The 25,905-nt window shown below is 60.0% G+C and carries 28 protein-coding genes and 1 tRNA gene; 18 read left to right on the forward strand and 11 right to left on the reverse strand.

Translation table 11 applies throughout. From position 1 onward, the window contains the following. The first annotated feature begins 375 nt into the window (after positions 1-375). Together C4J89_RS07070 and C4J89_RS07075 are read left to right on the forward strand one after the other, a co-directional pair. Entirely contained in the window at positions 376-1,047 is a 672-nt protein-coding gene (locus tag C4J89_RS07070; RefSeq protein WP_124361727.1) for a response regulator, read from the forward strand. Next, a complete protein-coding gene (locus tag C4J89_RS07075) occupies positions 1,040-2,431 on the forward strand; it encodes a sensor histidine kinase (protein WP_124414088.1) in 1,392 nt (463 codons plus the stop codon). The genes C4J89_RS07070 and C4J89_RS07075 overlap by 8 nt, the downstream gene beginning before the upstream one ends. Here the strand turns inward: C4J89_RS07075 and C4J89_RS07080 are convergent. Then, on the reverse strand, positions 2,425-3,246 hold the full coding sequence (locus C4J89_RS07080; RefSeq protein WP_124369952.1) for an HDOD domain-containing protein: 822 nt from the start codon (positions 3,244-3,246) through the stop codon (positions 2,425-2,427). The genes C4J89_RS07075 and C4J89_RS07080 overlap by 7 nt on opposite strands. Before the next feature lie 37 nt (positions 3,247-3,283). Beyond that, positions 3,284-4,225: a folate-binding protein YgfZ gene (locus tag C4J89_RS07085; RefSeq protein ID WP_124414089.1), complete on the reverse strand. Its 942-nt coding sequence runs from the start codon at positions 4,223-4,225 to the stop codon at positions 3,284-3,286. 140 nt (positions 4,226-4,365) lie between these two features. On the opposite strand from C4J89_RS07085, the gene C4J89_RS07090 reads away from it, so the two are divergent. Beyond that, positions 4,366-4,620, forward strand: coding sequence for a succinate dehydrogenase assembly factor 2 (locus tag C4J89_RS07090; RefSeq protein WP_010212215.1), 255 nt, complete (start codon positions 4,366-4,368; stop codon positions 4,618-4,620). Continuing rightward, positions 4,604-5,050 (forward strand): protein YgfX, encoded by a 447-nt coding sequence (locus C4J89_RS07095; RefSeq protein ID WP_124361731.1) that lies wholly within the window; start codon positions 4,604-4,606, stop codon positions 5,048-5,050. The genes C4J89_RS07090 and C4J89_RS07095 overlap by 17 nt, the downstream gene beginning before the upstream one ends. Here the strand turns inward: C4J89_RS07095 and nadB are convergent. After that, on the reverse strand, positions 5,019-6,635 hold the full coding sequence (gene nadB, locus C4J89_RS07100; protein ID WP_124361732.1) for an L-aspartate oxidase: 1,617 nt from the start codon (positions 6,633-6,635) through the stop codon (positions 5,019-5,021). The genes C4J89_RS07095 and nadB overlap by 32 nt on opposite strands. Positions 6,636-7,098: 463 nt before the next feature. On the opposite strand from nadB, the gene rpoE reads away from it, so the two are divergent. The 4 genes from rpoE to C4J89_RS07120 all read left to right on the forward strand — a co-directional run bounded on the left by rpoE (position 7,099) and on the right by C4J89_RS07120 (position 10,951). Then, complete coding sequence (rpoE, locus tag C4J89_RS07105) at positions 7,099-7,680, forward strand: RNA polymerase sigma factor RpoE (RefSeq protein WP_003172477.1); 582 nt, start codon at positions 7,099-7,101, stop codon at positions 7,678-7,680. Positions 7,681-7,712: 32 nt separating this feature from the next. Further along, a complete protein-coding gene (locus tag C4J89_RS07110) occupies positions 7,713-8,300 on the forward strand; it encodes a sigma-E factor negative regulatory protein (RefSeq protein WP_124414090.1) in 588 nt (195 codons plus the stop codon). 16 nt (positions 8,301-8,316) lie between these two features. After that, the gene (locus C4J89_RS07115; protein WP_124414091.1) at positions 8,317-9,276 is read left to right on the forward strand and encodes a MucB/RseB C-terminal domain-containing protein; all 960 of its coding nucleotides are present in this window, start codon (positions 8,317-8,319) and stop codon (positions 9,274-9,276) included. 235 nt (positions 9,277-9,511) lie between these two features. Continuing rightward, a complete protein-coding gene (locus C4J89_RS07120; RefSeq protein WP_124361734.1) occupies positions 9,512-10,951 on the forward strand; it encodes a DegQ family serine endoprotease in 1,440 nt (479 codons plus the stop codon). Between the two features lie 67 nt (positions 10,952-11,018). On the opposite strand, the gene C4J89_RS07125 is transcribed toward C4J89_RS07120, so the two are convergent. Beyond that, positions 11,019-12,452 (reverse strand): M48 family metalloprotease, encoded by a 1,434-nt coding sequence (locus tag C4J89_RS07125; RefSeq protein WP_124414092.1) that lies wholly within the window; start codon positions 12,450-12,452, stop codon positions 11,019-11,021. Positions 12,453-12,547: 95 nt separating this feature from the next. Between C4J89_RS07125 and C4J89_RS07130 the strand changes: the two genes are divergently transcribed. Beyond that, entirely contained in the window at positions 12,548-12,787 is a 240-nt protein-coding gene (locus C4J89_RS07130) for a sulfurtransferase TusA family protein (RefSeq protein WP_124361736.1), read from the forward strand. Between the two features lie 19 nt (positions 12,788-12,806). Here the strand turns inward: C4J89_RS07130 and C4J89_RS07135 are convergent, their stop codons facing one another. Then, complete coding sequence (locus C4J89_RS07135; RefSeq protein WP_124414093.1) at positions 12,807-13,280, reverse strand: peroxiredoxin; 474 nt, start codon at positions 13,278-13,280, stop codon at positions 12,807-12,809. 10 nt (positions 13,281-13,290) lie between these two features. Then, on the reverse strand, positions 13,291-13,851 hold the full coding sequence (locus tag C4J89_RS07140) for a glycine cleavage system protein R (protein ID WP_003189463.1): 561 nt from the start codon (positions 13,849-13,851) through the stop codon (positions 13,291-13,293). 262 nt (positions 13,852-14,113) lie between these two features. Here C4J89_RS07140 and dapA point away from each other — a divergent pair, with 262 nt between their 5' ends. The 7 genes from dapA (at position 14,114) to C4J89_RS07175 (ending at position 18,752) form a co-directional block, all read left to right on the forward strand. Beyond that, positions 14,114-14,992, forward strand: a complete 879-nt coding sequence (gene dapA, locus C4J89_RS07145; protein ID WP_124361738.1) for a 4-hydroxy-tetrahydrodipicolinate synthase — start codon at positions 14,114-14,116, stop codon at positions 14,990-14,992. 17 nt (positions 14,993-15,009) lie between these two features. After that, positions 15,010-16,125, forward strand: coding sequence for an outer membrane protein assembly factor BamC (bamC, locus tag C4J89_RS07150; protein ID WP_124361739.1), 1,116 nt, complete (start codon positions 15,010-15,012; stop codon positions 16,123-16,125). Between the two features lie 4 nt (positions 16,126-16,129). Beyond that, positions 16,130-16,888, forward strand: a complete 759-nt coding sequence (locus C4J89_RS07155) for an MBL fold metallo-hydrolase (protein WP_124369961.1) — start codon at positions 16,130-16,132, stop codon at positions 16,886-16,888. A 27-nt stretch (positions 16,889-16,915) separates the two neighbouring features. Continuing rightward, positions 16,916-17,629 carry a phosphoribosylaminoimidazolesuccinocarboxamide synthase gene (purC, locus tag C4J89_RS07160; RefSeq protein WP_003172493.1) on the forward strand — a complete coding sequence of 238 codons (714 nt, stop codon included), beginning with the start codon at positions 16,916-16,918 and terminating at the stop codon, positions 17,627-17,629. An 83-nt stretch (positions 17,630-17,712) separates the two neighbouring features. Beyond that, a tRNA-Ser gene (locus C4J89_RS07165) sits at positions 17,713-17,802 on the forward strand. 121 nt (positions 17,803-17,923) lie between these two features. Then, the gene (locus C4J89_RS07170) at positions 17,924-18,319 is read left to right on the forward strand and encodes a nucleotidyltransferase domain-containing protein (protein ID WP_124414094.1); all 396 of its coding nucleotides are present in this window, start codon (positions 17,924-17,926) and stop codon (positions 18,317-18,319) included. After that, positions 18,309-18,752, forward strand: a complete 444-nt coding sequence (locus tag C4J89_RS07175; protein WP_124414095.1) for a DUF86 domain-containing protein — start codon at positions 18,309-18,311, stop codon at positions 18,750-18,752. The genes C4J89_RS07170 and C4J89_RS07175 overlap by 11 nt, the downstream gene beginning before the upstream one ends. Positions 18,753-19,177: 425 nt before the next feature. Here C4J89_RS07175 and C4J89_RS07185 read toward each other — a convergent pair whose 3' ends face one another. The 3 genes from C4J89_RS07185 to C4J89_RS07195 all read right to left on the reverse strand — a co-directional run bounded on the left by C4J89_RS07185 (position 19,178) and on the right by C4J89_RS07195 (position 21,218). Next, on the reverse strand, positions 19,178-20,404 hold the full coding sequence (locus tag C4J89_RS07185) for an MFS transporter (RefSeq protein WP_124361743.1): 1,227 nt from the start codon (positions 20,402-20,404) through the stop codon (positions 19,178-19,180). Positions 20,405-20,622: 218 nt separating this feature from the next. Continuing rightward, positions 20,623-20,940 carry a type II toxin-antitoxin system RelE/ParE family toxin gene (locus C4J89_RS07190; protein ID WP_124414096.1) on the reverse strand — a complete coding sequence of 106 codons (318 nt, stop codon included), beginning with the start codon at positions 20,938-20,940 and terminating at the stop codon, positions 20,623-20,625. Further along, entirely contained in the window at positions 20,937-21,218 is a 282-nt protein-coding gene (locus C4J89_RS07195; protein ID WP_177412848.1) for a type II toxin-antitoxin system ParD family antitoxin, read from the reverse strand. The genes C4J89_RS07190 and C4J89_RS07195 overlap by 4 nt, the downstream gene beginning before the upstream one ends. Before the next feature lie 331 nt (positions 21,219-21,549). Here C4J89_RS07195 and C4J89_RS07200 point away from each other — a divergent pair, with 331 nt between their 5' ends. Next, positions 21,550-22,452, forward strand: coding sequence for a LysR family transcriptional regulator (locus C4J89_RS07200; RefSeq protein WP_065886461.1), 903 nt, complete (start codon positions 21,550-21,552; stop codon positions 22,450-22,452). Here the strand turns inward: C4J89_RS07200 and C4J89_RS07205 are convergent. Continuing rightward, positions 22,444-23,202 carry a substrate-binding domain-containing protein gene (locus tag C4J89_RS07205; protein ID WP_124414097.1) on the reverse strand — a complete coding sequence of 253 codons (759 nt, stop codon included), beginning with the start codon at positions 23,200-23,202 and terminating at the stop codon, positions 22,444-22,446. The two genes, C4J89_RS07200 and C4J89_RS07205, sit on opposite strands and share 9 nt — an antisense overlap. After that, positions 23,199-24,506, reverse strand: coding sequence for an MFS transporter (locus C4J89_RS07210; RefSeq protein WP_124369999.1), 1,308 nt, complete (start codon positions 24,504-24,506; stop codon positions 23,199-23,201). The genes C4J89_RS07205 and C4J89_RS07210 overlap by 4 nt, the downstream gene beginning before the upstream one ends. A 455-nt stretch (positions 24,507-24,961) precedes the next feature. Between C4J89_RS07210 and C4J89_RS07215 the strand changes: the two genes are divergently transcribed. Beyond that, entirely contained in the window at positions 24,962-25,885 is a 924-nt protein-coding gene (locus C4J89_RS07215; protein WP_124361748.1) for a LysR substrate-binding domain-containing protein, read from the forward strand. Positions 25,886-25,905 lie beyond the last annotated feature (20 nt).

Genomic DNA, 25,905 nt, shown 5'->3' on the forward strand with positions numbered 1-25,905 from the left:
AGTGGCTTAGCCGCGTGCGATGCTGTGCCTGGCGTTGCGCGAGCGCACGGCCACCGTCTTCGAAGACGGCCAGGGCAGAGTGGTGTGAGTAAGGTGGGAATTTCTTGCAGGCGGGCGAGCCTGGGGCTGTGTCGACAGCATCGTGGTGCACTCCGTTATTGTTCTTATTTTGGCGAAAACGCTTCGAGGCGTTTTTCGGGCGCTACGGGTGAGGTAGCTCGGCGGGCGTAACCACCGTGACTGGATCCTAAAGGGCGAAGCTTTCACTAACCTTTCAGTTGCCTTTCAATGTTTTCGGGCTTCACAGGGCAGGTTGCGCCTGTAAACTGCCCGCCAAAGCGTGGCGTCGACCACGTCTGCACGAGGTAAAAATTCATGCGTGTCCTTCTGGTTGAAGACCATTTGCAACTCGCCGAAAGTGTCGCCCAAGCGCTCAAGAGCATAGGGTTGACCGTCGACGTGTTGCATGATGGCGTGGCTGCGGACCTGGCGTTGAGCAGCGAGGAATACGCGGCGGCGATCCTCGATGTGGGGCTGCCGCGCATGGATGGTTTCGAAGTGTTGGCACGCTTGCGCGCCCGAGGAAAAAATTTGCCGGTGTTGATGCTCACGGCACGCAGCGATGTAAAGGACCGCGTGCATGGCTTGAACCTGGGCGCCGACGATTACCTCGCCAAACCGTTTGAACTTACGGAACTGGAGGCGCGGGTCAAGGCGCTGCTACGACGCAGCGTATTGGGCGGCGAGCGCCAGCAGGCGTGCGGCGTGCTGGTGTATGACCTCGATACTCGGCGTTTCACGGTCGGTGGCGAACTGCTGACGCTGACCTCGCGCGAGCAAGCGGTGCTCGAGGCGCTCATCGCCCGGCCTGGCCGCGTGATGAGCAAGGAGCAACTGGCCTCCCAGGTGTTCGGTCTCGACGAAGAAGCCAGCCCGGACGCTATCGAGATTTATGTGCACCGCCTGCGCAAGAAACTCGACGGCCAGCCTATCGCCATTGTCACCTTCCGTGGCCTTGGCTACCTGCTGGAAGCCCGCGATGCATAAGCCCAGCAGCCTGCGCTGGCGCCTGCTGTGGAACCTCGCGCTGTTGCTGGTGCTGCTGATGTTCGCCAGCGGCATGAGTGCCTACTGGAACGGGCGTGAAGCGGCCGACACCGCCTATGACCGCACGCTGCTGGCCTCGGCGCGCACCATTGCCGCCGGCTTGACCCAGGTGGACGGCACGCTCAGTGCCAACGTGCCCTACGTGGCTCTGGACACCTTTGCCTACGACAGCGCCGGGCGTATCTATTACCAGGTCAACGACATCAACCAGAAGCTGATATCGGGTTATGAAAACCTTCCCGGCCCGCCGCCCGGCACCCCGCGTACTGACGATTACCCGGCCTTGGCGCGGTTCTACGACGCCGTGTATCAGGGCCAGCCGGTGCGCGTGGTGAGCCTGCTCAAGGCTGTTTCCGAGCCGAACATGAATGGCATGGCGGAGATCCGTGTCGCAGAAACTGACGAAGCCCGGGTCGCCATGGCCCGCAGCCTGATGGCCGACACCTTGTTGCGCCTGGGCATGCTGGCTATTGGCGCGCTGTTGCTGGTGTGGTTTGCCGTCAGCGCGGCGCTGCGCCCGCTGGAGCGCCTGCGCACGGCGGTGGAAGAACGCCAGCCCGATGACCTGCGGCCCTTGCCGCTGGTAGAGGTGCAGGATGAGTTCGGCCCGCTGGTGCGTTCCCTCAACCATTTCACCGAACGCTTGCGCGGCCAGTTCGAACGCCAGGCGCAGTTCATTGCCGACGCCGCCCACGAGTTGCGTACGCCGCTGGCCGCGCTCAAGGCCCGCCTGGAACTGGGCCTGCGCGCCGAAGACCCGGCCACGTGGCGCACCACCCTGGAAACTGCCGCCCAGGGCACCGACCGTCTCACGCACCTGGCTAATCAGCTGCTGTCCCTGGCCCGCATTGAAAACGGCGCGAGGGCCATTGCCGAAGGCGGCGCGCAGTTGCTCGACCTCAGCCAATTGGCCCGAGAGCTGGGCATGGCCATGGCGCCATTGGCCCACGCGCGAGGCGTTGCCTTGGCGCTGGAAGCAGACGAGCCGGTGTGGCTGCGCGGCGAACCGACGCTGCTCAATGAGTTGCTGAGCAACCTGGTGGACAATGCGCTGGCGCACACGCCACCGGGCGGCAACGTGATTTTGCGGGTGACGGCGCCAGCAGTGCTCGAAGTCGAAGACGACGGCCCGGGTATCCCGCTGGATGAGCGGGATCGGGTATTTGAGCGATTTTATCGGCGCAGCCAGCAGGGTATGGGGTCGGGCCTGGGGCTGGCGATTGTCGGGGAGATCTGCCGTGCGCACCTGGCGCAGATCAGCCTGCACGATGGCGAATCGGTGGGGTTGAAAGTGCGCGTGAGTTTTATCGCCGGGGATCAGTAGAACATCGAACGTGCTTCATCCAGCTCGGTGCGCAATGTCTCGCTGTAGGGGTCAATCCGCAGCTTCTTCACCGCCGGTACGTCGGCCATATCGACGTTCGCCAGCGGGTGTCCGGTGTGGCGGTGACAGTAGAGCACGGCGACCTGCACCACATCGATGTAATCGAGCTGGGCGCAGTCGCGTTCCAGGTTCAGATACTGGCCGGGCAGTTTTGCCAGCATTTCGGGGAAGTCCCAGCCGCTGAGCAGCTTGTCGCCCAATACCGGGTGGATGCTGTCGATCACGTGGTTGAGGCTGACCGGGTCGGACAGCAGCTCGTAATGGTCTTCGGCGTAGGTGAGGATCGGCAGCACGCCGATCTGGTGCACCAGGCCGCCCAGGGCCGCCTGGTCGGGCTTGAGTTGGCTATGCCGGCGACACAGGGCATAGCTGACGCCCGCGACCTCCAGGCTGCGGCGCCACACTTCGCGCATTTTCTGTTCGACCACCTCGGAGCGGGCGTGAAAGATCTGCTCCATGACCAGGCCGATGGCCAGGTTGCTGCTGTAATTGGTGCCGAGCCGCGTGATGGCGGTGTGCAGGTCGGTAACTTCCTGAGTTGCTCTGAGCAACGGGCTATTGACCACTTTGATCAGGCGCGCCGACAGGGCGGTATCGCGACTGATCACTTTACTCAAGTGGCTGATGCTGATCTCCGGGTCTTCGGCGGCCTGACGAATTTTCAGGGCCACCTCCGGTAATGTCGGCAGAACCAGGTCATCGTTGTCGATGGCCTTCATCAAAGCCTGTTGGACTTTTTCCGCCAGCTCGTTCATTCATACTCTCTAGGGTGTTGCAAAAAAAGTACGGCGGTTAACGCTGGATCTCACGATCGCGGTCCAGCGCGTAGGGCAGGTCAAGCAGTCGCAGGCCCGGGCCTTCCAGGCTGCCTAAGCGTACGTCGCCGTTATCGGCAGCTTCGGCTTGCAGCACGGCAAGAAGTTCAATGGACTGATCCGCTTTTGCCGCGATGACCACTTCGCCGATCGAACTGTTATGGCTAGGGGAAAACAGTGCGGTGCCTGGCTCGGGTAATTCGGTCGCGGCCAGGCTCACGCGGTACAGGCGGCGTTTGAGTTTGCCCAGGTACTGCATGCGCGCGACGATTTCCTGGCCGGTGTAGCAACCTTTCTTGAAGCTGACGCCGCCCACCGCTTGCAGGTTGAGCATCTGCGGGATGAACAGTTCGCGGGTCTGCGGCATCACCTGGCCGATGCCGGCGCGGACCTGGCCCAGCAGCCATTCATTCAGCTCGGCTTGCGGCAGGCTTGCCGCCAACTGGCTGCGCAGGCTTTCGGCGTGTTCGGCGGGTGCCCAGAGTTCAGCGCGGCCAGGCGACACGCGGATGGCGATCAACGTCTCGGTGCGCGTCACGCTGTCGGTCTCGACCGGCAACGCCAGGCCCAGCGCGGCCAGCGCCTGGTCGGCATGCGCCAGGCCGAAACGCACCCAGGCGGCGCTTTCATCAGTGAGTTTGGATTTGGAGAACACTGCGTATTTCTTCAAGTCCGCCAATTGCGGCTCGAGCAGTTCACTGGCCATGGCCAGGAGCACGCCGTCACCTTGTAGCAGGATGCGAAAACTTGACTGCATCCGGCCTTTTTGCGTGCAGCGCGCGCCCAGGCTGGCCTGGGTGTCACTCAGGTAATTGAGGTTGCAGGTCAGTTGGCCCTGCAGGAATTTGGCAGCGTCCGCGCCGCGGACGGCGAGAACGCCTTCGTGGGACAGCGAGCAGAAGAAAGCAGAGTCGGCCATGGGTCATCGCAGGTCAAAAAGTCATGGGTGCATCATAGAGGGGCGCCCGGCAAATGCATAGTTTCCATGGGGCGCGACCAAAGCCGGCTGTCCCGGTGCCGTCGGGCCTGTATACTTGCGCTCTATTTGAGGAGCGTTCCATGGTCGAAGATGTAGAAATCAATCGCCTCTACTGGCACAGCCGTCGCGGCATGCTGGAACTGGACGTGTTGCTGGTGCCTTTCACCAAAGAAGTCTACGCGACGCTCAACAAGGTAGATCGCGACCTTTACGTACGGCTGCTGACATGCGAAGACCAGGACATGTTCGGCTGGTTCATGGAGCGCGCCGAATCGGAAGATCCGGAGCTGCAACGCATGGTTCGGATGATCCTGGACCGTGTCCAGCCCAAGTAACCGTTTTGAGTGCCGCTGGCAGGCCTCACGGCTGTTGCTGGCGGCGTATCTGATTGCGCAACTGTTTGCATTGGGTGCCTGTCTGGTAGTCGATCTGCCGCTTGCATCCCTTGGCATGCTGGCGTGCCTGGCCCACGCCGCCTGGGTGTTGCCGCGGCATGTGTTGCTGACTCACCGCTCGTCGATTCGGGGCCTGCGCCGCGATGAGGATGGCTGGCAATTGTTCAGCGCCGAGCGCGGCTGGCACAGCGTGCAGTTACGGCCCGACAGCCTGGCGCTGCCGCTGGTCGTGGTGCTGCGCTATCGGGTGCAAGGTGAACGATGGGTGCGCTCGACGTGCGTGCCTCACGACGCGCAGGCTGCGGATATGCACCGGCGCCTGCGCGTACGCTTGAAGTTCAGTCGCCGTAGGTGGCTGGCACCAGAATAGTGTCGCGGGCCTCAGGCAGCATCTGCGGGTAGTCGAGGGTGTAATGCAGCCCTCGGCTTTCCTTGCGCGCCATGGCCGAGCGAATCATCAACTCGGCGACTTGGGCCAGGTTGCGTAATTCGATCAGGTCGCGGCTGACTTTATAGTTGCTGTAGAACTCGTCGATTTCATCCAGCAGCAAACGCACCCGGTGCTGTGCCCGTTGCAGACGCTTGTTGGTGCGCACGATCCCCACGTAGTCCCACATGAAACGCCGCAGCTCGTCCCAGTTGTGCGCGATGATCACATCTTCGTCCGAATCCGTCACCTGGCTGGCATCCCAGCGCGGCAGGGCGGCCGGCACCGCGATGCGCGGCAGTTGCTCGAGGATGTCCGCCGCCGCCGAGCGCGCATACACAAAGCATTCGAGCAGCGAATTGCTGGCCATGCGGTTGGCGCCGTGCAGGCCGGTGAAACTGGTTTCGCCAATGGCGTACAGGCCGGGCACGTCGGTGCGGCCATGCTGGTCGACCATCACGCCGCCGCAGGTGTAATGCGCGGCAGGCACGACCGGGATCGGGCCTTTGGTGATGTCGATGTTGAAGGTCAGGCAGCGTTCATAGACGGTGGGGAAGTGCGTCTTGATGAAGGCTTCGGGTTTGTGGCTGATGTCCAGATAGACGCAGTCGATGCCCAGGCGCTTCATCTCATGGTCGATGGCGCGGGCGACGATGTCGCGCGGTGCCAGCTCGGCGCGCGGGTCGAAGCGTTGCATGAAGCGTTCGCCATTGGGCAGCTTCAAGTGTGCACCTTCCCCGCGCAGCGCCTCGGTGATCAGGAAACTCTTGGCCTGGGGGTGGTACAGGCAAGTGGGGTGGAACTGGTTGAATTCCAGGTTCGCCACCCGGCAGCCCGAGCGCCAGGCCATGGCGATGCCGTCGCCGCAGGCCCCGTCGGGGTTGCTGGTATAGAGGTAGACCTTGGCCGCGCCACCTGAGGCAAGGATGGTGAAGCGCGCGCCATAGGTGTCGACTTCGCCGCTGGTGCGGTTGAGCACATAGGCGCCGAGGCAGCGCTCGCCGGGAAGGCCCAGGCGTTTTTCGGTGATCAGGTCGACGGCGACTCGCTGCTCCAGTAATTCGATGTTGGGGCGTTGGCGAGCCTGGTCGAGCAAGGTCCTGAAAATGGCGGCGCCGGTGGCGTCGGCGGCATGGATGATGCGGCGGTGGCTGTGGCCGCCCTCACGGGTCAGATGGAACTCGAAGCCGCCGTCATCGCTGCCCGCGTGTTCATCGCGGGTAAAGGGCACCCCCTGGTCGATCAGCCATTGGATTGCCTCGCGACTATGCTCGACGGTGAAGCGCACCGCGTCTTCATTGCACAGGCCGCCGCCAGCATTGAGGGTGTCTTCGACATGGGACTGTACGGTGTCGGTGTCGTCCAGTACGGCAGCGACGCCGCCCTGTGCCCAGAATGTCGAACCGTTGGCCAGGTCGCCTTTGCTCAGTACGGCTATACGCAGATGGCTGGGGAGGGTCAGTGCCAGGCTCAGGCCGGCGGCGCCGCTGCCGATCACCAGGACATCGTGTTGAAACTGTTGGCTCATTGAATGGATTCCGCAAAAAGCGATCCGAAGAGGAGGCGCAAGCAGGACGCCTGGATCGGCGAATCAAAGGGGCACACGGACCACTAGTATATAGAGGGGTGGAGCGGCACAATAGCCAGGCATTCGTGGCATTGTGAGATTACGGTGCACAGCACCCGGTTAAACAGCCAGTCAGCGAGCGGGAACTTTTTGCATAAGCCCCGACTCAATAGCAGGTTGCCCGAAAGCTGGGAAAAACGTTGTGTTTATTGGCCCGTCGGGAGCATTGGACGCGTCAGAAAACCGACGAAAAGATTATTCGCGCAGCCGGCGTTGCCTGAGCTGCGTTTTTCGTGTGTGCCAAATCAGTGCGTGCCGGAAACTTGCTTGAAGGGGGAGAACTTTTGCGAAAAGCCCGAGTCTATGTTTACAAGCCTGATCGTTTAGTTATGCAAGCCTCCTTCGAGTACAACGAGGAGTGTTCATGCTAACCCAGGAAGAGGATCAGCAGCTGGTCGAGCGCGTACAACGCGGCGACAAGCGCGCATTTGATCTGCTAGTGCTGAAATATCAGCACAAAATTCTCGGGTTGATCGTGCGGTTTGTGCACGACACCCATGAAGCGCAGGACGTTGCACAGGAAGCCTTTATCAAGGCGTATCGTGCACTGGGCAATTTCCGCGGTGATAGTGCGTTTTACACGTGGCTATATCGCATCGCCATTAACACGGCGAAGAACTATCTGGTGTCTCGCGGCCGCCGCCCACCAGACAGTGATGTCAGTTCAGAAGATGCTGAATTCTATGATGGTGATCACGGCCTCAAAGATCTCGAGTCGCCGGAGCGTGCATTGCTGCGCGACGAAATCGAGGGAACCGTTCATCGAACAATTCAGCAACTGCCAGAAGATTTGCGTACGGCGTTAACTTTACGTGAATTCGATGGTCTGAGTTACGAAGACATTGCGAGCGTCATGCAATGTCCGGTGGGGACTGTAAGGTCACGGATTTTCCGGGCCCGGGAAGCCATCGACAAAGCCTTGCAACCGTTGTTGCAGGAAAACTAAAGACAGCGGCGACAGCCAAGAGAGGAACCGCCATGAGTCGTGATGCCCTGCAGGAATCGCTGTCCGCAGTGATGGATAACGAAGCGGATGAACTGGAACTTCGTCGATTGCTCAACGCATTTGATGATGCCCAAACCCGTGATACCTGGTCTCGTTACCAAGTCGCTCGGGCGGTGATGCACAAGGATCTTCTAATCCCTCGTCTGGATATTGCTGCGGCCGTTTCTGCCGCGTTGGCCGATGAAGCCGTTCCGGCAAAAGCTGCTCGTGGTCCATGGCGTAGCCTGGGTCGTCTGGCAGTCGCTGCTTCGGTGACCGTCGCCGTACTGGCCGGTGTTCGTCTGTACAACCAGGACGAAATCGCTGGTGCCGAACTGGCCCAGCAGACTCAGCAACCGGTCATGGCCGGTCCGCAAGTCAAAGGCCCGGCTGTACTGGCTGGCTACAAGGAAAGCTCTGATACCGCCGGCCCTATGGCTAACGGTGTGCTTCAGGGGCAATCCGGCTGGCAGGACCAGCGTCTCCCAGGCTACCTGCGTCAACATGCACAGGAAGCGGCTGGCAAGAACGCTGAAAGTGCTCTGCCATACGCTCGCGCAGCAAGCCTGGAAAACCGCTGAACCGCTAAGGAGCCCTATGCGCGCCATACCGCTCCTTACGCTCTTGTTCAGTAGTTGGTTTGCACTACTCGCCCATGCCGATGAAGCCCAAGACTGGCTGACTCGACTTGGGCGTGCGGAGCAGCAGCAAAGCTTTCAAGGTACGTTCATCTATGAGCGTAACGGCAGTTTTTCTACCTACGATATCTGGCACCTTGTCCAGAACGGTCAGATCCGGGAGCGGCTATTGCAGCTCGATGGCTCTGCCCAGGAAGTCGTGCGGGTAGAAGGTCACACTCAGTGCGTCAGCGGCACCCTTGTCGCCGGCCTGGGTAATTCCCGTGACAGTGCGTCACGTTCGCTGAACCCGCAAAAACTCAATCAATTCTACGAGCTGGCCGTTATTGGCAAATCTCGTGTGGCCGGTCGTAATGCAATTATTGTTTCGATCACCCCGCGCGACCCTTACCGCTATGGTTTCGAGTTGCACCTGGATCGTGAAACCGCATTACCCCTCAAGTCGTTGCTACTCAGCGAGCAGGGGCGACTGCTGGAGCGCTTTCAGTTTGTTCGATTGAATACGTCTGCCGCTCCCGTTGATCGAGACTTGCAACCCAGCAGCGAATGCACGCCTGTTGCGATTGGCCGCAGCGAGACATCGCAAACGCCCGCCTCCAACGCCTGGCACCTGGACTGGTTGCCGCCTGGCTTTGAGCTGAGCAGCACTACATCGCGCAAAGACCCGCAGACAAAATCCACCCTCGACAGCTTGATGTACGATGATGGGCTTGCACGTTTCTCGGTATTTCTTGAACCCACCGACGGCGCGAGTGTGTCGGAAACCCGCACTCAGCTTGGGCCTACGGTTGCGGTGTCGCGGCATGTGAATACGGTGGACGGGCAGATGATGGTGACGGTTGTCGGAGAAATCCCAATCGGCACCGCTGAGCGCATCGCGTTGTCGGTTCGCGGTGAAAAGGCCGCAGCCAATCCGTGAGTCGTTAATCCAGTGTTCATCCTGATCTTTCACCCTGCTGCCATGCTAGGGTGCCTGTCGAGAGCATGAAATGTCTGAATCAGCATTTTCACTTGCAAAAAATCCTTATGTTTTTTATAGGTCAGGGCTTCTCGGCCCTTGCCTTGTTTTGTTCGCGGAACAAAAAATGCCGGGCGCGGTTTCCGGCTTTTTTTGAACCCTGTCGCTCAACCCTGCTCGTCGTAACGGGAGCTGTATGTCGATACCACGTTTGAAGTCTTACCTATCCATAGTCGCCACGGTGCTGGTGCTGGGTCAGGCCGTGCCCGCGCAAGCGGTCGAGCTGCCTGATTTCACCCAACTGGTGGAGCAGGCCTCGCCTGCGGTGGTGAACATCAGTACCACGCAGAAATTGCCGGATCGCAAAGTTTCGAACCAGCAGATGCCCGACCTGGAAGGCTTGCCGCCGATGCTGCGCGAGTTTTTCGAGCGAGGCATGCCGCAACCACGCACCCCGCGCGGTGGTGGCGGTGGCCAGCGCGAAGCGCAGTCCCTGGGCTCCGGTTTCATCATTTCGCCCGACGGCTATATCCTCACCAATAACCACGTGATTGCCGATGCTGACGAGATCCTCGTGCGCCTGGCCGACCGCAGTGAGTTGAAAGCCAAGCTGGTCGGCACCGACCCGCGTTCCGACGTGGCCTTGCTGAAAATCGAAGGCAAAGACTTGCCGGTGCTTAAACTGGGTAAATCCCAGGACCTGAAAGCAGGCCAGTGGGTGGTGGCGATCGGTTCGCCGTTCGGTTTTGACCACACCGTCACCCAGGGTATTGTCAGCGCCATCGGCCGCAGCCTGCCCAATGAAAACTATGTGCCGTTCATCCAGACCGACGTGCCGATCAACCCAGGCAACTCCGGCGGGCCGCTGTTCAACCTGGCCGGCGAAGTAGTCGGGATCAACTCGCAGATCTACACCCGCTCCGGTGGTTTCATGGGCGTGTCTTTCGCGATTCCGATCGACGTGGCGATGGACGTTTCCAATCAGTTGAAGGCCGGTGGCAAAGTGAGTCGCGGTTGGCTGGGCGTGGTGATCCAGGAAGTGAACAAGGACCTCGCTGAGTCTTTCGGTCTCGATAAGCCGGCGGGTGCACTGGTCGCGCAGATCCAGGACGACGGCCCGGCTGCCAAAGGCGGCCTGCGGGTTGGCGACGTGATCCTGAGCATGAACGGCCAACCGATCATCATGTCGGCTGACTTGCCGCATCTGGTCGGCGCACTCAAGGCGGGCAGCAAAGCCAAGCTGGAAGTGATTCGTGACGGCAAGCGCCAGAATGTCGAGCTCACCGTGGGGGCAATCCCGGAAGAGGGCGCGACCCTGGATGCCCTGGGTAACGCCAAGCCAGGCGCCGAGCGCAGCAGCAACCGCTTGGGCATTGCGGTAGTTGAGCTGACTGCCGAGCAGAAGAAAACCTTCGATCTCAAGAGCGGTGTCGTGATCAAGGAAGTGCTGGACGGCCCAGCCGCCTTGATCGGCCTGCAACCGGGCGATGTGATCACCCACCTGAACAATCAGGCGATCGATACCACCAAGGAATTCGCCGACATCGCCAAGGCGTTGCCGAAGAATCGTTCGGTGTCGATGCGCGTGCTGCGTCAGGGGCGTGCCAGCTTCATCACCTTCAAGCTGGCCGAGTAGCCTTCCAGCCCAATAAAAAGCCCCGCCATCGGTGAATGATGGCGGGGCTTTTTTGTGGGCGATGGGTTTAGCTCATCATCCCTTTCACCAGACGTTCCTGTTCGATCAGCTCGCGCTGGCGTGCATCGATCCGCGAGGACAGTGGAAAATTATTGCCTGCGCGGCGCTTGGCAAAGTCCAGTTGCTGGATGGCTTGCTGGAAGTCGCCCACCAGCGCGAAATATTCGGCGCGTGCCTGGTGCAGGCCGATGATATTGCCCGACAACCCACGGGTCTCGGCGACCTGATACCACACGTCCGGATCATCCGGGCGGGACTTGAGCAAGCCATCCAGGGCTTTCTCTGCATCAGCGGTGCGATTCTGCTTGAGCAGCAGATCTACGCGTACCTGGTTCAGCGGGTAGTTGCTGGGGTACTGGGCAAGCATGCGGTCAGTGCGTTGTTGTGCGTCTGGCATGCGATTGCTGGTGATGTCCAGCTCGATCTGCGCCAGGTTGTAGGTGATGTCGTTGGGCGCTTTGGCCAGCAGCGGTGCCAGGCTCTCCCGTGCTTCCTTGAGCTGGGTGCCCTTGATCTGGGCGATGGCCAGGCCATAACGCGCCACATCGTTCTTCGGGTTCTCGTCCAACTGCGCCTGGAAGCGCTTGGCGGCGAGGCCTGGGGTGTCTTCGTACTTCAATTGCACCCGAGCGCGGATTAACTGATAGCGCAGGCTGTCTTCCTTTCCGCCGGGTTTGGCCTGCTCGGCGCGGTTGCGGGTGTCGGCGATCCGCGATTCCGTCACCGGGTGCGTCAACAGAAATTCCGGCGGCTTCGCGTCGAAGCGGTACTGGCGCATCAGGCGCTCGAACATGGTGGGCATGGAGCGCGGGTCGTAGCCGGCTTTCTCCAGGTTGAGGATACCGATACGGTCGGCCTCCTGTTCATTCTGCCGAGAGAATCGACGCTGCTCCTGGATCGCGGCGGCCTGGGAGCCGGCAATCGCGGCAATGCCTGCATCGCCAGCGCCGGCTGCGGCAGCAATGATGCCGCCGAGCAGGGCAGCCATCATCGGGATCTGCATGCGCGACTGCGCTTCCACGCCTCGAGCAAAGTGGCGCTGGGACAAATGCGCCAATTCGTGGGCCAGCACCGATGCGTATTCACCTTCGGTCTGGGCATTGAGGAACAAGCCGCCATTGACCCCGACGATCCCGCCGGGTGCGGCGAAGGCGTTGAGTTGTGGGCTGTTGATCAGGATGAATTCCAGGCGCCGGTCATTGACCTGGCTGGTCTCCACCAGCTTGTACACGCTGGTTTCGACGTAGTCCTTGAGCTGCGGGTCGTTGAGTTGCGAGACCTGGCCGCGTAGGTAGGCCAGCCAGGCGCGGCCCAGTTGATATTCCTGTTGCGGCGAGACAATGGCAGAACTGGCGTCGCCAAGTGAGGGCAGCTCGTCAGCGAAGGCCGGGGAGGTCAGCAGGCAGGCCAGCGTCAGCAGGGTAGGGCGCAGGAAAGTCATGCACAAAGCCTTTCGACAAAGAGCTTACTGTAGCCGGACACTGAGCTTCGGACCAGATATTCTAAGCAGCTCAAATGTTTGCCTGGAGTAACACCATGACCGACGCTGTAGCCTTTGACGCCGAACTCGACGCCAGCGGCCTCAACTGTCCGCTGCCCTTGCTCAAGGCCAAGCTGGAGCTCAATCGACTGGCCAGCGGGGCTGTACTCAAAGTGACCGCCACGGACGCAGGCTCCCAGCGCGACTTCCGCACCTTTGCCAAGCTGGCGGGCCACACGCTGGTCCAAGAGGAAGAAGCGGCAGGTGTGTACCGTTATTGGTTGCGCAAAGCCTGATGGCTTTATGGGCTGAAGATCAGCGCTTGTTCAGCGCCTGCGCCGCCGCCAAGACCGCGTCCACATGCCCTGGCACTTTCACGCCGCGCCATTCCTGACGGAGCACACCTTCGCTGTCGATCAGAAAGGTGCTGCGATCCACCCCCAGGTATTCCTTGCCGTACAGCTTCTTCAGCTTGATCACATTAAACAGCTGGCACACCGCTTCGTCCTTGTCACTGATCAGCTCGAACGGAAACGCCTGCTTACTCTTGAAGTTCTCATGGGATTTCACGCTGTCGCGCGACACGCCAAACACTTCGGTATTGGCGGCTTGGAATGCAGCGTATTGGTCGCGGAAACCCTGGCCCTGGGTGGTACAGCCTGGGGTGCTGTCTTTCGGGTAGAAATAGAGCACCACTTGCTTGCCCTTGAGGGCCGCAAGGCTGAAGGTCTGGCCGCTGGTGGCCTGGGCTTCGAAGTCGGCGACGGGTGTGTCGATGGCTACCGGCATGGGTACGTCCTTACATGGGGTTCTGTGGGCGCCACGGCTCGATCAGGGCGTCAAGGTTCAAGGCGTCGGCGAAGTCCAGGAACTGGTCGCGCAACCAGCTGATCTGCACGCCGGCCGGCAAGGTCACGGTGAAGGTGGCGTTGAGCATGGTGCCGCCGGTTTGTGGCGCCTGGTAGGTGTCGCAGGTCAGGTTCTCCAACTCGACGTTGTGGTCGATAAAGAACTGGCACAGCTCGTTGACAATGTCCGAGCGGTAGGCCGAGCTGACATACGCCACATAAGGCAGGGCCTGCGGGCGATTTTCCAGGGCTGCGCTGCGCACCACGTTAACGGTGAAGTCGTGCTTCTTGGCCAGGCCAGGCAGGCCGGTCTCCAGGCGCGCCAAGGCGTCCCAACTGCCGGAAATCTGCAGCACCAGCGCACTGCACTCGCCATGGCGGGTCAGGCGCGAGGTCACAACGGCGCAGCGGTTTTCATGGCTGGCGCGGCACAGGACGTTGGTCAGCTCCATGGGGTTGGCGCCGAGGGCACTGATAACAAGGAATTGTTCGCGAACTGTGGGGGTGGACATGCAGCCTTCCTAAAGCGATGAGCGGTCGATACCGTCAGAGCTGTATCGATCAAAGGATGAAGGGTAGCGAAAACCATCGCCAAGGGCTAGGAGGTGGCGTTTTCATTACATGAACGGCGTGCTTCACGCGGTGCTTTGGTCCAATGATGGCATTGCCCGTCGTTTAGTTACGCCAGAACGCATCCTCGCACGGTACTTCGCTTGTACAAGCATCTTGGCGCCAGTACCATTACGGCTCTCTTTTTCCGGCAGGAGCGGTTGCATGATTGCGGGCAGTATGGTGGCACTGGTCACACCCATGGATGCACAAGGTCATCTCGACTGGGACAGCCTGGGCAAACTGGTGGACTTCCACCTGCAAGAAGGCACCAACGCCATCGTAGCGGTCGGCACCACAGGTGAATCGGCCACCCTCGATGTGGAAGAGCACATCCAGGTGATCGAGTTCGTGGTCAAGCGCGTTGCGGGCCGCATCGCCGTGATCGCCGGTACCGGCGCCAACTCGACGCGTGAAGCGATCGAGCTGACCAAAAACGCCAAGAAGGCCGGCGCCGATGCGTGCCTGCTGGTGACTCCGTATTACAACAAGCCGACTCAGGAAGGCCTGTACCAGCACTTTCGCACCATTGCCGAAGCTGTCGACATCCCGCAGATCCTCTACAACGTACCCGGCCGCACTGCGTGCGATATGAAAGCCGAGACGGTGATCCGCCTGTCCACCGTGCCGAACATCATCGGTATCAAGGAAGCCACCGGCGACCTGCAGCGCGCCAAGGACATCCTTGCCGGCGTGAGCAGCGATTTCCTGGTGTATTCCGGTGACGACGCCACCGCGGTCGAGCTGATGCTGCTGGGCGGCAAGGGCAACATTTCCGTGACCGCCAACGTCGCCCCGCGCGCCATGAGCGAAATGTGCGCCGCCGCCATTGCCGGTGACGCCACGACCGCACGTGCGATCCACGAGAAGCTGATGCCGCTCAACAAGACACTGTTTATCGAATCCAACCCTATTCCCGTGAAGTGGGCGCTGTTTGAGATGGGCCTGATGCCGGACGGTATCCGTCTGCCGCTCACCCGGCTCAGCGAAGCCTGTCACGAACCGCTGCGACAGGCCCTGCGCCAGTCCGGCGTCCTGGTTTAATTGAGGAAGCACTACGCATGAAGCGATTGGCCGGACTTTCCGCACTTGCCTTGATTATCTCCAGCACCAGTGGCTGCGGTTGGGTATGGGGCCCGGAAGGCTACTTCCGTGACCGCGGTAGCGATTACCTGGAAGCGCAAGCAACCAAACCGATGCAACTGCCGCCTGACGTGAGCGTCGCCAAGCGCCTCGACCCGCTGCTGCCTATTCCGCGCAATGTCGCCGATGACACCGTCAAGGGCGAATACGTGGTGCCACGCCCGCAACCGATCACGGCGGTGGCCGATGCCAGCGACTACAGCCTGCAGAAGAGTGGCGACAACCGCTGGATCGTGGCTCAGCGCCCACCCGCCGAAGTCTGGCCGGTGGCCGTGCAGTTCTTCCAGGACAACGGTTTCCGTCTCGACCAACAGCGTCCGCAGACCGGTGAGTTCACCACGGCCTGGCAGCGCGGCAGCGAACTGTCCGCCAACATGGCCCAGCGTCTGCAGGCCAGTGGTGTAGCCGCCGATAATGAAGCCCGTGTGCGAGTGCGCATCGAGCCAGGCGTGCAGCGCAATACCAGTGAAGTCTATGTGGTCAGCGCCGAGCGTCCTGCCGGCAGCACCGCCAACGTCGATTTCACCAACCGCTCGGTCAATACCGGTGTCGACGCCGCGCTGGTCGACGAGATGCTGGCCAGCATGAGCCGTATCTCCGAGAAGGGCGGCTCGGTTTCCCTGCTCGCCGCACGCGATTACGACACACCGAGCCGCGTCAGCCTTACCGAAGATGGCAGCGGCAACGTGGTGCTGAACCTGGGTGAAGACCTGGATCGTGCCTGGGCCAGCGTCGGTCGCGCGCTGGAGCAGGGTCCTTGGCGCGTTGAAGACATCAACCGCAGCCTGGGCCTGTACTACATCAACGTTGCTGAAAAGGCCGAGAAAAAAGACGACGAGCCAGGTTTCTTCGGCAAATTGTTCGGCAGCCAGCCGACCAAGGAAGAAGTCGAGACCCGCGCCGAGCGTTACCAGGTTCGTTTGAGCAAGGTTGGCGAGAGCGTGCAAGTCACGGTCGAGAAGAACATCAACACCGTCGCGCCAGCTGAAACAGCGCGCAAGGTGTTGGGCGTGATTCAGGACAACCTGGGCTGATCCGATGCGTTTTGCTGTTCTCGGTAGCGGTAGCCAAGGGAACGGCACGCTGGTCGCCCACGACGACACGTACGTACTGGTGGATTGTGGTTTCTCGTTAAGAGAAACCGAGCGGCGCCTGCTGCGCCTGGGGGTTCACCCCGCGCAGCTGAGCGCGATTCTGGTGACCCACGAACATGCCGATCACGTGCATGGCGTGGGTTTGCTGTCTCGGCGCTACAATCTTCCGGTGTATCTGAGTCGCGGCACGTTGCGTGGGATGCGCAAACCCGTTGAACCCGCAGGTTTCCTGGCGGGAGGCGAGCAACTGCAGATCGGTGCCCTGAGCATCAGTGTTGTCGCGGTCGCTCACGATGCCCAGGAACCCACGCAATATGTATTCAGTGACGGCGAGCGGCGCTTCGGTGTGCTCACCGACCTGGGTTCCTACTGCGCCAAGGTGCTGGACGGTTACCGCGACCTCGATGCCTTGATGATCGAGTCCAATCACTGCCGAGACCTGCTGGCTCGCGGTCATTACCCCTACTTTCTCAAGCAGCGGGTGGGCGGCGAACTGGGACATTTGAACAACCATCAGGCGGCGTACCTGGTGTATGAGTTGGGCTGGCAAGACCTGCAACACCTGGTCCTGGCCCACCTGAGCAGCAAGAACAACCTGCCGACGCTTGCCCGGCAATGTTTTGTCGACACCCTCGGGTGCGACCCGGACTGGCTGCAACTGGCCGATCAAGATTCAGGGCTCGACTGGCGACATATCGCCTAGCCCACCTCACTCAAAGCGGAGCCCATCATGGAAAAACGTGAAGAACTCTACCGCGGCAAAGCCAAGTCGGTATACAAGACCGACGACGCCAACCGCCTGATCCTGCTGTTTCGCAACGACACCTCGGCGTTCGACGGTAAGCGCATCGAGCAGCTTGATCGCAAGGGTATGGTGAACAACAAGTTCAACGCTTTCATCATGCAGAAACTCGAAGAGGCCGGTATTCCGACCCAATTCGACAAACTGCTGGGCGACAATGAGTGCCTGGTCAAGAAGCTCGACATGATTCCCGTCGAATGCGTCGTGCGTAATTACGCTGCCGGCAGCCTGGTCAAGCGCCTGGGCGTGGAAGAGGGCCTCAAGCTCAATCCCTACACCTTCGAACTGTTCCTGAAGGACGACGCCAAGGGCGACCCGTTCATCAACGAATCCCACGTCGTGGCCTTCGGCTGGGGCACTGCTGAACAATTGGCGCGCATGAAAGAGTTGTCCCTCAAGGTCAACGACGTGCTGAGCAAACTGTTCGACGACGCCGGCCTCTTGCTGGTGGACTTCAAACTCGAATTCGGCGTGTTCCACGACGGCTCCATCGTCCTGGGCGACGAATTCAGCCCTGACGGCTGCCGCCTGTGGGACAAGGACACCAAGAAGAAGATGGACAAAGACCGCTTCCGTCAGGGCCTCGGTGACGTCATCGAAGCCTACGAAGAAGTCGCCAATCGTCTCGGCGTACCGCTGTAATCGACGCAAGCATCTGATAGCACGGAAAAAAATCTCAACAGAGCTTTGCTTCCACGAAACAGGCTGTTATGATGCGCGCCGTTGGAGAGATGCCAGAGTGGCCGAATGGGACGGATTCGAAATCCGTTGTACCTTCACCGGTACCTAGGGTTCGAATCCCTATCTCTCCGCCATTATTTATAAACGAAAACCCCCAATAACTTTGATGTTGTTGGGGGTTTTTGTTTTTGCGGCAGAAATGCTCAGATGAATTCTGCTACGGTCATCATCACCTGATGACAATGTGGGTCGATCATGAATTTTGAAAAAGTGCTCACACATTTACAGGCTAATCTTCCAGGCCTGTTGGCGGTGTACGTCTTTGGTAGCCAGGTGACGGGCGAGGCCAATGCTGACAGCGATCTTGACTTGGCTGCGCTGATTGAGGGGAGCATTGACCCACTGCACTTGTGGCGTCTATCCGGAGAGTTGGCGGATATCGTCAGAGTCCCTGTTGATTTGCTGGACTTGCGTGCGGCTTCGACGGTCATGCAATACCAAGTCATAATGACTGGGCGTCGACTCTGGAGTAGGGACAGTCAGGCTGGTATTTTTGAAAGCTATATTCTCAGCGAGAAAACCGCGTTGGATTCTGCCAGGGCTGAGCTGCTAGTCGACATTCATAAGGACGGGACGGTATATGGTCGATGATGTACTCATTAACAAGGCTGCCAGCATCGAGCGTTGTGTTGCTCGAGCTCGCGAGGAATACGAAAAAGATCCTGCCAGTTTCGCCACCGATTTTACCCGTCAGGATGCGGCCATTCTCAATATTCAGCGCGCCTGCGAGGCCGCGCTGGACATGGGGCAGCATCTGATCCGTCGTGAGCGCCTGGGCGTTCCCCAGGGCGCTCGTGATGTGTTCGAATTGCTGGCACAGGGCGGATGGGTGAATCCTTCTTTGTTGACCAACCTGAAAAATATGGTCGGTTTCCGCAACATCGCAGTGCATGAGTATCAGACGCTTCAATTGCCGATCACGGTTGCCATCATTACTAAACACCTAGGCGATTTTCTGGCATTCAGTTCACATGTTTTAACCAGGGATTCGGGCCAGCCGCCCGCTTCGAAAGACGCTCCATAATGCGTTTCCGCGCCCGTGTAGCCGGCAGCTAATCCTCAGTCACCAGATCGGGCGTGGAAGGCAATCGCCTCCGTTCGTCTACAAAGTGCGGCGCCTGAAGCTTCGGCTTTTTACCCTTTGATTCTGCTGACGACTTTTTATCGGTTTCCCGCACCGTTTCCCGTGGCCTCTTCTTCGCCTCGTCCGCAGTTACATATTCCCCTGTGACGGCATCTCGATATCTTGTTGGCATATAAGCTCCCTGAAAGTATGTCGCCACACCAGCGACCTTCTCAGGCTAGTCCAAGGAATTACGCACGCCCGTCTTGCGCTGGGAATTCTCATTACCAGGCTTTTCAATAAGCATGTTCAATAATCATCCACGCTCAAAATGAAAAAGCCTGCTGAACTCACGCTCAGCAGGCTTTTTCGCGGTCTCAACCCGGTCAGGCCGGCTGCGCCACCAGGCTATTACTCACCTTGCGTCCCAGCACCAATACCGTCGCAAAACCACATCCTACCAACACCGTCGCCAGGCTCAACAACACCGAGCTACCCATCTGATCGACAATTCGCCCACCAAAGAACGAGCCCAGGGCAATGATCACCTGAAACAGCGCGACAAACAGTGGCATGCCGCGCTCCACGTCCTTGGGTGCCACGACAAACATCCAGATGCTGGCGCAGGCAGGGAAAGCACCGAAGGCGAAGCCCCAAAGGGCTATCAGCATCGCGGCGCCGGTCATGCCGGTGGCGAAGTAGGGGAAGAGCGCGGTGCTGGTACCGATCATCAGCGCGACCAACAGCAGGGTGTTGCGGACGCTGCGGTTGGCGGCGAAGCCAGCGAAGACATTACCCATCACGCCAGCCACGCCATACAGCAGCAACAGTGAGCCAATCGTCGGGCCGTCAAAGCCTGAACTGTGTTTGAAAAACGGCGCGACATAGGTGTACGCGGCAAAGTGTGCCAGGCCGATCAGCAGTACGGCGATCAACCCGACCCGAGCTTGGGGGTTGATGAACAAGGCCGGCAGGTCGCGGATCTGAATGGCTTTTTCCGGGGTGAGTCGGGGCAGCAGGAAAACCTGCGCCAGCAACACCGGAATGCCCACCAGTGCGGTGACCAGGAAGGTCATGCGCCAGCCCATCAGGCCGCTGAGCCAGGTGCCGACAGGCACGCCCAGTACGGTGGCCAGGGTCACGCCCATCATGATGATCGAGGTGGCTTTCGCCACGCCCACACCCTTGGGCGCCAGCCTCCCGCTGAGCGCAATGGCCGTGGCCCAGAAGCCACCAATGCTGATGCCGAGCAGTACACGCCCGAACAGCAACAGGTTGAAATCACTGGCGAAAGCCACCACCGAGTTGGCGATGATCATCACCAGCGTCAGGCCGATCAGCAGATAGCGACGGTCCATGGTGCCGATGCTGACCGACAGAAACGGCGCGGCAAGCGCGGCCATGATGCCGGGCAGGGTCACCATCAGCCCGGCGTGACCGGCGCTGATACCCAGGTCGCTGGCGACATCATTGAGCACGCCCACCGGGAGAAATTCGCTGGTGACCAGGGCGAAAGCGCCCACGGCGACCGAGAGAATCGCCAGCCACTGCTGTTTGACACTTTGTTGGTTATGTTCGGGAAGCCCGCTAGGGGCCTGGCTCGCGCTTGGCATGAATTGGGTTCCAAGAGGAATGTCGCCTGAAGCCAGGCGGGGGAGGGAATTTGGAAGGGATTATAGAAAGCAGTGTGGGCAATCGGGCAGGCGCTCGTTTCGATAGTAATCATCAGTGCCATCGATGTGACGAGGCGTGCACTTATTCAATCCGCAAGAAGAAATACTAAAAGCCTGCTGACCCGTTTTCAGCAGGCTGTTTTATCCAGTGTTGGACGTTAACTCTCATCTCCCTGCAACAGCGCCGTGTAGTCTTGCCCGCCGTAAAATATCCCCACTATCGATACCGTTTCGCAGCCAGCCCTCACCCTGAAAGCAATGAGGGTGGTGCGACGATAATGGGTGATGCGCAAGCCTGTCAGCAGGTCGTCACGGCGCAAGCCACGCAAGGGAAACAGGGCAAGGTTTTCACAGTAGCTGACGAGATTGTCGACAAAACGCCCAGCCACAGTCCGGGAGCCGACATCGCTGATGTAGTCTTCGAGGGCATCGAGTTGCGCCAGGGCTTCAGGCGAAAAGACTACCGAGTAGCTCACGCTTTCCCTGTGCCTTTGCGCTGACGTTTGACTGCCATGTGTTCGCGGACCTGTTCAGCGGATAGCCCGAGCTCAGGCTCAGCCTCGAGGGCGGTCGCTGCAGGAATGACTTCATCCCTCAGCCAGTCGTCCATGGCACGGTCACGTGCCAGCAGCACGCGCAGTCCATCGCGAATCACTTCACTTTCGCTGGCATATTCGCCGGCAGCCACCTTGGCTTTGACCAGGGCAGCCATTTCAATTGGCAACGTAATGCTCATTTGCTGGGTTGAGCGCATTTGGATGTCCGCCAGAGGTGAGTAGGATTCAATCCTACTCGACCATTGACGCGATGCAAGAAGCAGCTGATCGATGCCGATATCCGGCGTCTCGTCGTCCATCCAGAAGTGATAGGTTTCCATGCGGTGTTGCCTCTCCCGTTGTGTAGGTCAGGCCGAAAGTATTGACCCGTTTTGGCGATTGCGTGGTCTTGGGACGCCGATAACCTGCTGATATGTATGACTTCATATATGTAACAGAGTTATCTCAGCCAACCCGCCCGGCACGCATGGCATCCCACCGGCTCCCATACGATAATGCCCGCCACCCGACCACTTTGGCCTGCCTCCCGTGATCATCAACTTCGACCTCAACGACCTCCAAGCCTTCCGCGCCGTGGTAGACAAGGGCAGTTTTCGCGGTGCTGCCGAGGCCATCCGAATCTCGCAACCCGCGCTCAGCCGGCGCATAGAAAAGCTTGAGTCAGCCCTGGATGTAAAACTGTTCGAACGCACCACGCGGCGGGTCAGCCTGACCATGGTCGGGCGGGCGTTCCTGCCCCAGGTCGAACGCATGCTCGACGACCTCGACATCGCCTTGATGGGCATCAGTAACGTCGCGTCCACGCGCATGGGCAACGTCACCATCGCCTGTGTGCCGTCCACCGCGTATTACTTCATGCCGCACGTCATCTCCGAATTCCACAAGCTGTATCCGAAAATTCGCCTGCGGGTGCTGGATGCCAGTGCCGGTGAGGTATGCAATGCGGTGGAGAGTGGCGAGGCGGATTTTGGCGTGAGTTTCAGCGGCAGCCTGGCCGATGAAGTGGAGTTCGAGTTGTTGCTGCAGGAGCGCTATGTGCTGGCCTGTCGTCGTGACCATCCGTTGGCCGCGCGTGAGAGCGTGACGTGGACCGAAGCCTATGAGCATGACTACATCACGGTGGACAAAACCTCGGGCAACCGCTTCCTGCTGGACCAGGCCCTGCGCGGCGTGCGTGTGAAAAAGCCGAGTATCTGCGAGACCCACCATGTGACTACCATGATCGGGTTGGTGGAGGCGGGGTTGGGCGTGGCGATGGTGCCGTCGATTGCGATGCCGGCGTGCGAACACCCGATCCTGGTGAGTGTGCCGCTGGTGGAACCGCAGGTGATGCGCAATGTGGGCTTGATCAAGCGCCGCGGGCGGACATTGCCGCCGGCGGCGCTGGAGTTGGAGCGGTTGGTGCGGGAGATGCCGTTTCGGTCAGCGTGACACCGAGTCCAGTCCGGTGGACTGCACCACCGGTTGGGCTTCGGGCGACGCCATGAACTGCAGCAGCGCCTTGGCCTCTTGCGGATGTTCGGCGTTTACCGGAATGCCCGCTGCAAAACGCGTAACGGACTGCACGTCCTCCGGGATTTTACCTACAAACGTCACGCCCTTGACCGGCAATAGTTCCGCCACCTGCTGCAAGCCGACTTCGTAGTCACCCTTGGCGACCTGTTCGCCCACCGGCACGCGTTCGATCATAGTGCCCTTGGCGGGCATGCCGAGCTTTTGGAACAGCTCCTTCTCGACATACACACCGCTGGCGCTGTCCGAATACGCCACTGACTTGGCCTTGCTCAGCACTGCCTTGAGTTCGGCATCGGTGCCAATCGATGGTTTGACCGCGCCTTCCTTCACCACTAAGCCAATCCGCGAATCCGCCAGTTCCACGCGGGAGGCGGGGTCGACCTTGCCTTGTTTGATCAGCTCATCCAGGGCGTAGCCGACCATGATCACCACATCGGCGTGTTCGCCACGGGCCAGGCGGTTGGGAATCGCTTCTGGCGCCTTGCCCATGGACGGGCCGAGGATGGTGTCGAGGGTGTCACCGCTGTGCTTGGCATATTGCGGGCCGAGCAATTTATACGCGGCAGTGAAACCACCGGAGGTCATCACCTTGAGTTCCTCAGCCTGGGCTGACAGCGCCAGGGCGCCGAGGACTACGGCCGTGAGGGTTTTGAACAGCGGCTTCATTGTGCGGCCCCCTGCATGACCTGGCCACGGGCATTGGCGCGGCGATACAGCGCCAGGGTAGAACACAGGGCACACAGCGCAGCGAATATCATCCAGTAAGCCGGCGACGCTTTATCTCCGGTGATGTGAATGAACCAGGTGGAGATCGCGGGCGTGAAGCCACCGAACACGGCAGTTGCCAGGCTGTAGGCCAGGGAGAAGCCTGCGACGCGCACTTCTACCGGCATGATTTCAGTCAGCGCCGGGATCATTGCGCCGTTGTACATGCCGTAGAGGAAGGAGAACCACAGCAGGGTCTCCAACATGTGCGCAAAGCTTGGCGCGTTGACTACGTAGGACAACGCCGGATAAGCCGTAAGAACGGTCAGCACCGTCATGGCGACCAGCACCGGCTTGCGACCGAAGCGATCGCTCAGGGTGCCGCCGATCGGCAGCCAGACAAAGTTCGACACCGCTACCAGCAACGTCACCAGCAGCGCGTCGGAGGTGCTCAGCTGCAGCACGGTCTTGCCGAAGGTCGGTGCATACACGGTGATCAGGTAGAACGCGGTGGTGGTCATGGCCACCATCAGCATGCCGCCAATCACCACGGTCCAGTTTTTCACCAGGGTGGCCATCACTTCACGCATGGTCGGGCGGTGCTTGCGGTTGGCGAACTCTTCGGTCTCCTGCAGGTTGCGCCGCAGCACGAAGATAAACGGAATGATCACACAACCGACGGCGAACGGAATGCGCCAGCCCCAGTCGGCGACCACGGCCGGCTCCATCCATACGTTCAAGCCATAGCCCAGTGCGGCCGCGACCACAATCGAGATCTGCTGGCTGCCCGACTGCCAGCTGGTATAGAAGCCCTTGCGGCCCGGGGTGGCCATCTCGGACAGGTACACCGACACACCGCCCAATTCCGCGCCGGCCGAGAAGCCCTGCAGCAAACGACCCAGCAGCACCAGCAACGGTGCCCACAGGCCAATGGTCTGATAACCGGGCACCAGCACGATCAACAGCGTGCCGCTGGCCATGATCGACAGGGTCACGATCAAGCCTTTGCGCCGACCCACGTCATCGATATAGGCACCCAGGATGATCGCGCCCAACGGCCGCATCAGGAAGCCTGCACCGAACACGGCGAAGGTCATCATTAATGATGCAAATTCATTGGCGGCGGGGAAGAAGGCAGCGGCGATGTAGGTGGCGTAGAAACCGAACAGAAAGAAATCGAACTGTTCGAGAAAGTTGCCCGAAGTAACGCGCAGTACGGCGCCTACTTTCGAGGAAGCAGCCGCAGGCCGGGAAGGGCTAGTCATGGTTTTGTGTCTCCAGCGTTCTTTTTAAAGTGCTTGTTTCGCTTAAGACTTGGGATAGTGGCTGACACATTTAGAAATGATAAGTGACAAATTTGGATAGATTGATGCGTCTTGGCTATCAATCGAAAGAGCCGTCGGAATTGTCGGTCCTGTTCTACGCTTGAAGCTGGGTTCAATGCTTATGAATGGGAGGTGGCTATGGGTGACGAACACAAACAGCACAATGAGTCGGAGCGTGAACAGCCTCGGCAACGACCTGAGGAAGAAAAACCGCAAACCTGGAAGCATCCCGACGATGGGACTGAGCTTTCAGAGCGGGATCAGGAATTTCCTTTGAAACCTTGATGTCAGGAACGACGCGACCCAACTCTGGAAACCCGATGCGTCGAACGACATAGACGTCGCCCCGTTGCCTTTCTAAACTGCGGCTTGTCTTGGGGAAGGGGCAGGCGCCGATGAATCGCAATGAATTACGCAAGGCCGATATCAACCTGATGGTGGTCTTCGAAGCGCTGATGCTTGAGCGCAACGTGACCCGGGTGGCGGAGAAGCTGTTTCTCGGCCAGCCGACCATCAGCTCGGCCCTCAATCGTCTGCGCACTTTGTTCAATGACCCGTTGTTCATTCGCGTTGGCCACCGCATGGAGCCCACCGCGCGCGCCGAAGAAATCATCCAGCACTTGTCGCCGGCCTTGGATTCGCTGTCGTCGGCCCTGAGCCTGACCCATGATTTCGACCCGTCCATCAGCACCATGACCTTTCGTATCGGCCTGTCCGATGACGTTGAATTCGGCCTGCTGCCGCCGTTGCTGCGGGCTCTGCGCCAGGAGGCGCCGCAGGTGGTGTTCGTGGTACAGCATGTGGATTACTGGCGCATTCCCGACCTGCTGGCCTCCGGCGATATCACCGTCGGCATCACCCAGACCCGCGGCCTGCCGGCGAATGCCAAGCGTAAACTGTTGCGGCATATCCGGCCTTGCCTGTTGCGCGCCGATGCATCCGACACACCGCTGACCCTCGACGAATATTGCGCACGGCCCCATGTGCTGGTGTCCCACACCGCCAATGTGGCCGGGTTTGCCGATGAATGGCTGGCGGAGATCGGCCGCAAGCGGCACGTGGTGCTGTCGGTGCCGCAATACAGCTCGCTACCGGCGCTGCTCGCCGGCACCGATATGATCGCCAGCCTGCCGGACTACACGGCCCAGGCCATGGCCGCCGGCGGGAACCTGTTCTGCGAGGCGTTTCCATTTGAAACGCCGACCCTGGACTTGTCGATGGTCTGGCTCAGCCACGTCGACACCGACCCGGCAGAACGCTGGATGCGCTCGCGGCTGGAGGCGTTCATGAGTGATCGAGGGCTCGGCGTCCAAGTCTGATTCACCGTTTCGCAAAGAAG

This window comes from Pseudomonas sp. R4-35-07 (assembly GCF_003852235.1).
Classification (GTDB): domain Bacteria; phylum Pseudomonadota; class Gammaproteobacteria; order Pseudomonadales; family Pseudomonadaceae; genus Aquipseudomonas.